Origin of the sequence: Streptomyces sp. BR123, assembly GCF_013401435.1 — a bacterium.
Taxonomy (GTDB): domain Bacteria; phylum Actinomycetota; class Actinomycetes; order Streptomycetales; family Streptomycetaceae; genus Streptomyces.
Window position 1 is genome coordinate 1 of the sequence record NZ_JACBGN010000340.1, and the last position, 7,081, is coordinate 7,081.

Below are 7,081 nucleotides of genomic sequence, written 5' to 3' on the forward strand. Positions count from 1 at the left end.
GTGCGGGGGTGGGCTGCCGACGCGGCGGGACCACCACGTGCCGGCCGCCTGCGGAGCCTTGGTCGAGGCCCGCGTGGGCGGCTGTGTTGGCCAGGCCGGATTCCAAGGTGTCCTTCCCGGCCGCCAGGGCCTGCAGCCCGAGCGTGGCGACGCTGACCGCCCTCCCGCCGAAGCGGGGCGCCGATCGCGCCGCCGAGCCGGCTCGGCCGCCCGCCGCCGGGGCCGAGGAGGCCGCCTGGGCGGTGGCGTCGTTCTCGGAGTCCAGAGCCTTGGTGTAGCCGGCTCCGCCGCCGACGGACCCGGCGCCGCTGGGCTCGGCCAGGCTTCCTGCCCTGGACGATGCGGAGGAGCCGAGCGAACTGATCCATCCGGACGCCATCGAGGTACCGGCGCCGTTGGTGGTGAACACCATGAACTTGGCGAGAGCGGGCCAGCACAGGGCCGAGGCCAGGAACATCACGAACCCGAAGATCACGTTCTGCATGCCCTCGCCCTCGGACATGGCGAGGAAGCCGATGGAGAAGCAGCAGACGATCGCCGGCTTCATCAGCACCAGCGAGACGAACGCGTTCCGCGCCTTGGGCCACCACGCCGTCGTCGCGTCGGACAGCTGCCCGGCGAGAGTGATCGGCATGGTGCCGATGATCAACATGATGCCGACTTGGCGGAGGAGGATCTCCACCCACAGGGCGGCGATGGCCAGGATGCAGAGGATCCCGATGACGATGATGACGCCGACCGCGGACGCGGCGACCCCCTCACCGGTGATGAGCGCGCCGGTCGCCGTCGCCGCCCCGCCCCCGCCGGTGATGAGCCCGCCGAAGAGCGTGCCGAGCTGGTCCTGCATCGCTTCGGCCGCCGATGCCGAGCCGCTGCCCTTGCCACTGCTGAAGGTGTAGGTGACGATCCAGTCGGACACGACATCCGACCACCTCAATGCCTCCTGGGCGACCAGAAGGTAGACCGAGGAGATCACCGCCCACTTGGCCAGGCCGGTGAGCGCGGTCGCGACCGGGGCGCCGTTGTGGCTGACGGCGACCTTCCCGAACTGGAGCAGCAGCAGGAAGCACGCCACGACCGCGGACAGGGCCGTCATCAGGGCGGTGAACTTGCCCAGCCCGGTGGCCTTGAGGTTGATCGACGAGTTCGAGGTGAAGACCTGCGCGAACTTCTCCAGCAGCCACACCACCGACTTGCCGATGTAGGACGCGGCCTCCTGCAACGCGCTGGACGCGAACTGGGAGAACTTGCCAGCTGCCCACTCCAGCGGCGTCTGGACCGGGTCCCCGAATTTGCCGGTGCCCTCCTTCTTGCACACGGAGAAGGGTCGGCCGTCCTTGGCCACGCAGTCGCTGACGAACACGATTAGTTCCTTGTACTTCTTCTGGTCCTTGTCCGAGAAGCCCTCGCGCCAGTGCCTCAGCTGTCGGACCTCCGCCTCGCGCTGGCCTTGCTCATCGCAATTCCGGGCGCCGTTGCCGTCGGCGCCCTCGCAGACGTTTGTCCTGCCGGGGATCGGCGGGTCGTCGGTGCCCGGTAGATGGCATGCCGCGGGGTCGCGGATCTGCTCGACCAGGCAGTAGTGCCCCTCGGTATCAAGCCCGATGCTCCACTGCCCATCCCAGTCTGCCGGGATAGGAGATGGCGGCCCCACGGCGGAGTGCCTCGGGTCATCCGCAGTCATGGCGATGGACAGCGAAGCACTGGCGCTCAGGAAGAAAAATAAGGTGCACAGAAGAACCAGGGTCCGTACGGCGGGCTGCCGTGTGTCAGTGGGCATGCCGCACCTGTGCCCACCCGTCACGCCAGGCGTAGGGACTGGCAGGTTCGTAAGCGACCGGGAAGTCCCCAAGCGCCTCGTACTGGTCAGTGAACTTCCATACTCCGTCCTCCAGCTTCACCACGAAGGCCTGAGTCTCGCCACGCAGCGGGTTTTCGTCTCGGCCGTTCTTGGGGCCGGTTGCGAAACGGTCGTAGGAGAGCCAGACCTGCATGGCGTGTCCGACTGGCAGGCCAGGTGCTTTCAGAGTCTTGGCCCGCGCGGCGTGGACCGCAGTGGTAAAGCTGATGTCGGCCGGAATGCCTCCGGACGGAGCCAATCCGATTGCCTCGCGCATCTTGCGGATCTCGGAGATGCGCCTGTCAACGAAGGCCGGGGAGTCCTTGGAAGCGACCGCACTGAGCTGCTGACGAGCCTTTTCGTCGTCGAGCCAGGCGTATTCCTCCCAGAAGCTGACGACCGCGGAGATCCCACCGACCTGCGTGGGCGGGAAACCGATGAAGACGCCGTCCCTTTGGCCCGTGGGCTGCGACAGAGGGATCTTCGACCCCTTATCTGGCGTCATCGGCCCCGTTGCAGAGGGCGAGCTGGGCAAGACCGGAGAGCCGACGGCCGGGCTGGTGGACGGCTGCGGCTGCCCCTTGGCGTCGTTGCCGTTCATCAGGGTCGCCGCCGTGAACCCGCCTGCGACAAGCAGCGCTGCCACCGCCACCGCGCCGCCGGCCAGGACGAAGCGGGCTCGGCGGGCCTTGAGGCCGGGGGAGGAGTCCACGGTCAGCCGCCCTTCGACATCGTGTAGACGGCCAGGACCAGGGAGGACGTCACGCCGATGCCCCCGGCGCCGATCAGGCTCCACAGCACGCCCTGCTTGCCCCGGGCCGCCAGGGCGGCGCGTTCGGTGTTGTGGCCGATCGCGGTCAGCGCCCACCCGCTGAGCCCGCCGAGGACGGCGAGGGTGAGGCCGCCGCCCGCGGTCCACGACAACATCGTCTTGGCCGAGTTGTTGACCGCTTCGGGGAGTGCCGGATTGAACGCGGGCACCGGGCCGTCGGCCAGGACGGCGAGGCCGGGGGCTGCCGCGAGGGTGTGCAGGGTCGTCAGGATCTGGCTCATCGTTGTGCTTCCTCGTCAAACGACAGGTACGGGGATCGGGGAGGCGGCGGGCTGCGGGGCGGCCGGCAGTGGCTCGCCGAAGGCTTCGTGGGCGGCGGTGAGGACCGCCGAGGCCAGTTCGCGGGCCGCCTGCTGCGTACGGTCGCGGATGCGGGACGGCGGCTGGGTGGCGGCCAGCCCGTGCGCGCGGATGTCCGCGTCGTGGGGCAGGTGGACCACGGCGGCCGCGCGGGCGGACAGCATCGTGGCGGCGGCCCGCGCGACCGCAGGCAGACGCCCCTCCGACGCAGCCGAGAAGACGACCACGGTGCGCTGCAGGGGCAGGCCTTCGGCGTGCAGCACCATCACGGCCTGCTGCAGCGCCCGGATTCCGGCGGCGGTGGGCTGTGCGCACAGGACGGGCACGGTGAACGGCAAGGCGCACCAGGTCCTGGTCAGGCCCGGCAGGCCGGAGCAGCGTGCCGTGAGGATGTCGTGGGCGACGGGGTGGGTGGTGTCGGCGAGGAGGAGCTGCCAGCCGCCGGCCGCAGCCAGCTGGTACCAGGCGGCGGGGTCGGCGGGCAGCTCCAGCGGGGCGGCGTGCCATTCGCGTGCGTCGGTCAGTACCGACCAGTGACTGTCGGCGGCGGCCGCCGCGGCGAGCGCCGGTGCCGCCTGCCGGACGGCGACGGCAGCGGCGGCGCCGCGGATGTCGGCGCGGCTGAGCGGCCGGTCGGCCGGGAGTGCGGCGAGGCCGCCTCCGGCCTGTGCGTCCGCGGTCCAGGAGGGCCAGGGGGAGCCGAGCCGCGGTGACAAGTCGGCGACCACCGTGTCGGCGAGGGGGGCCATGGCGGTGGCGAGCAGGTACGCCACGGTGGAGCGGCCGCTGCCCCCGACAGCGGCCATCACCGGCGCCACCAGCCGGGCCGACGCCGGCAGCGTCACGAATGCCGCTTCGGTCTTCTTCCCCATGAATCCCCCCGACTGCGTCCCGCAAAGCCAGCCGTAAATCATGTGAATTTCACACCACTGTCGACGCGGCCGGCACCACAGCGTTCGGGCACCCTACACCGATCGTCCCCGACGAGATTTCTGATGCATGTTCAACAAGCGCTGAGCCAAGCAGAAATGCCATAGTGTCGCTCGCGATCCGTCATGCGAACCCGGCAAGATCGAATGCCGGCCGGATTCGGTCTGATCGGATCTTCGCGACGCACATCGGTTACGGGGGCCGGGGGGAACCAATGCGGGTGAGGCGGTGGTTAGGACTCGCCGCTGCGGGGGGTGCCCTGGCTGCTCCGTTGACGTTCGGGATCGGCATGGTGATGCTGTTCGCCTCTCTTGCGGAGGAGGACGACAGCAAGCCCGGAACCGGCACCTGGCCCGCCGCGGGAGCGCTGAGGATCGGCGGAGCGGACGGCGTACCCGCCGCATACGCGCCCCTCATCCTCGCCGCGACCGCCGCCTGCGACCAGGGCCTGCCGCCGTCGATCCTGGCCGCGCAGCTGTGGGCCGAATCGAATTTCACACCGAACGCAATCTCCCGGACCGCGGACGGCAACGCCGTCGCCTATGGAATAGCCCAGTTCATCCCCGCGACATGGGCTGCTCAAGGCGTCGACGGCGACGGGGACGGCGACAAGGACGTCATGGATCCGGCCGACGCCATTCCCGCTCAGGGGCGCATGATGTGCAGCTTGCTGAAGACCGCGAAACAACACCCGGAGTACAGCGGTTCGCCCGTCGAACTGGCCCTCGCCGGATACAACGCGGGCTGGGGCCGTGTCGAACAGTTCCGCGGCGTTCCTCCGGCCGATTTCGCCGCGGGGCAGACGTACGACTACGTAATGAAGATCATGGCGAGGTCGGCGAAGTACACCGCGCCGGGCGGCAGCGGCGGCCCGGTCGACCTGCCCGCCGGATTCAGCCTGCCCCCGGACACCCCGCCCCAGGTCCGTACGGCGGTCGGTTGGGCACTGCAGCAGAAGGGCGGCTGGTACCACCTCGGTGGCGACTGCACCGACGCGCACGGCTCCGCCCCGGCCCACTGGTGCGACTGCTCGTCCCTCGTCCAACAGGCCTACAACGCGGCAGGCATCGGCATCCCGCGCGTCACCTTCGACCAGATCAAGCTGCCGCTCCAGGTCGATCTGGACCGCCCCAAGCCGGGCGATCTCGTCTTCAACGCCGGCTCCGACGGCTCGGCCGCCAGCCCCGGCCACGTCGGCATGTACATCGGCTCCGGCATGCTCATCGAGGCGCCCCGGACCGGGGTCCGCACCCGCATCGTGCCGTACGGCAGCTGGCGCAACTCCTCGTCCTACATGACCCGGGTGACCGGCATCCGCAGGGTGGTGAACTGGTGAGCAACGACGAAGTCTTCCTGCCCTGGGGCGTGGTCACCACCGACTTCTGGACCACACCGACCACCGCGCACCCGCCGCCGACGCAGGCGACACCGCCGACACCGCCGACTCCGGCGACTCCGGCGACACCGCCGACGCCGGCTGCACCACCGCGACCCGAATCCCCGGACGAGGTGGTGGACGTACCCGCCCGGATCGCTGCCGTCGCCGCCCTGGCCCGGGAGGGCGAACTGGGCAAGGCAGTCCTGCTCGCCGAGCAACTCGACACCGAGCACACCGCAGCCACCAACGAGAGCGTCAGCACAGCCATGACCGACATCCGGGAGGTACGCGGCTACCTCGCCAGCCTGACGGGGGATCACGCCACGGCGGTGGGCTGGTACCTGCACGCGCTCCGCCTGCGCGCCGACCTGCACGGACCGGACCACTCCGACACCGAAGCCGCCGTCCACCGCACGTACGGCCTCTGGCGGACGATCACGGACCCCGCCCTCAGCCACCGGCTGGGCAGGGAGTTCCTGACCACGGTCATCAGCATCCAGGGTCCCCACAGCACAGCCGCCCGCCGGATCCACAAGGCCCTGGATCCGCAGGCTACCGACCCGTAAGAAAACGAAACAGGAGAGAACACGGATGTCCTCACCCCCCACGATGCACCTCACTGCACAAGTCGACTCGGGCGTCACCCGCACCCTGGTGTCCGCGGCCCGGGACGCGCTGCCGGCAGCACAGGCCCTCGCCTCCGTGCGGGAAGACGGATGACGACGCTGGGCGAGCTCTTCGACACCTCCCTCGCCCATCTCGCAGCGGCGGCCCGCGATCCCCGCACCCCGCCCGACCCGGAGGAGCCCGCGGCCCTGGCCGGGCGCGTCGACCAAGTCCTGCAGCAGATCCGCAAGGGTCCGGGCCCCGGCGCAAACCCGCCGACACCGGCAGCACAAGAGCGCTTCGCGGCGCGGGCAGCGGATGACCTGCAGGAGTGGCTCACCCGGGCCTCGGGACGGCTGCACCGCGCCCTGCAGTACCTGCAGGCCCCCGGAGACGGTCCCGTCGGGCCGTCGGGTACGCGGATCGAGGCGGCCGGCGAGGCCTTGGCAGCCGTGCGCGACACCATCGGCGGCCACCTCGGGCCGGACGGCGCACCCCTCACGCCGTACGCCTGCCTGCTGCGGCACCAAGCCGCCGCCGACCACCTCGCGAGCCGGTACGCCGAGGTGGGACAGGCCGCCGGGCAGGTCGTCCACCGGATCGCGCAGAACACCGGACACCCGGGGGCGGCCGAGGCCTTCGCAGAGGCCGCGGCCTGCCTGGACAAGGCCGCGGTCCTCACGCGCCCCACCACCACGGACGCCGCTCCCCACCTCGCGGCATTCCCGCTCGCGCTGCCCGTCGTCCCCGTGCACGCTTCGCCGACCGACCCCACCACGGCAGTGACGGCGCGCCTTGCAGAAGACGGCGAACGGCTCTCCAGAGCCGCCTACCTGGCCCTGCACGACCCTGACGAGCACCGGATCGGCGACTCGGACCTGCATCACATGGCCCGCTGGAACTCCCTCACCCGCCTCCTCGCCGGCCGGCTGCTGACGGCAGCCACAGCGGCGCTGCCCCCCGCGGACAGGCACACCGTCCACGAGTTCGGCCGGGCCGCGACGGCCCTACGGGAATCCGCCGCCGCATGGAAGAACGCAGCGGCCGCCTGGCAGGACGCCGCCGAGCCCCGCCCCCGGCGCGGGGTCTGCCGCCGGGTCAGCCCCGAGCGAGGCCGGGACCGTGCGCTCCGCTGGGCGTCCTGTCATGAAACCGTGGGCCGGTGGGTGCCGGTAGCGCAGTTCCCCGCGCCCCT

The 7,081-nt window shown here is 70.9% G+C and carries 7 protein-coding genes and 1 pseudogene; 4 read left to right on the forward strand and 4 right to left on the reverse strand.

The genetic code is table 11. From position 1 onward, the window contains the following. From HYE82_RS31980 to HYE82_RS31995, 4 genes are all read right to left on the reverse strand, one after another. The coding region (locus HYE82_RS31980) for a hypothetical protein (RefSeq protein WP_179177705.1) at positions 1–1,780 on the reverse strand (1,780 nt) is incomplete at its 3' end. Further along, positions 1,770–2,552 (reverse strand): hypothetical protein, encoded by a 783-nt coding sequence (locus tag HYE82_RS37385; RefSeq protein ID WP_218783290.1) that lies wholly within the window; start codon positions 2,550–2,552, stop codon positions 1,770–1,772. The genes HYE82_RS31980 and HYE82_RS37385, both read right to left, overlap by 11 nt. Before the next feature lie 2 nt (positions 2,553–2,554). Then, the gene (locus HYE82_RS31990; protein WP_179177706.1) at positions 2,555–2,893 is read right to left on the reverse strand and encodes a hypothetical protein; all 339 of its coding nucleotides are present in this window, start codon (positions 2,891–2,893) and stop codon (positions 2,555–2,557) included. A 15-nt stretch (positions 2,894–2,908) separates the two neighbouring features. Further along, complete coding sequence (locus tag HYE82_RS31995) at positions 2,909–3,844, reverse strand: hypothetical protein (protein ID WP_179177707.1); 936 nt, start codon at positions 3,842–3,844, stop codon at positions 2,909–2,911. A gap of 329 nt (positions 3,845–4,173) precedes the next feature. On the opposite strand from HYE82_RS31995, the gene HYE82_RS32000 reads away from it, so the two are divergent. The 4 genes and pseudogenes from HYE82_RS32000 to HYE82_RS32010 all read left to right on the forward strand — a co-directional run. Next, positions 4,174–5,238: a C40 family peptidase gene (locus HYE82_RS32000; RefSeq protein ID WP_256987957.1), complete on the forward strand. Its 1,065-nt coding sequence runs from the start codon at positions 4,174–4,176 to the stop codon at positions 5,236–5,238. Continuing rightward, entirely contained in the window at positions 5,235–5,846 is a 612-nt protein-coding gene (locus HYE82_RS32005; protein WP_179177708.1) for a hypothetical protein, read from the forward strand. Before HYE82_RS32000 ends, HYE82_RS32005 begins: the two co-directional genes overlap by 4 nt. A 25-nt stretch (positions 5,847–5,871) precedes the next feature. Further along, complete coding sequence (locus HYE82_RS38610) at positions 5,872–6,000, forward strand: hypothetical protein (RefSeq protein ID WP_256987958.1); 129 nt, start codon at positions 5,872–5,874, stop codon at positions 5,998–6,000. Continuing rightward, positions 5,997–7,081: pseudogene (locus HYE82_RS32010) on the forward strand (hypothetical protein); the annotation flags it as partial. The gene HYE82_RS38610 and the pseudogene HYE82_RS32010, both read left to right, overlap by 4 nt.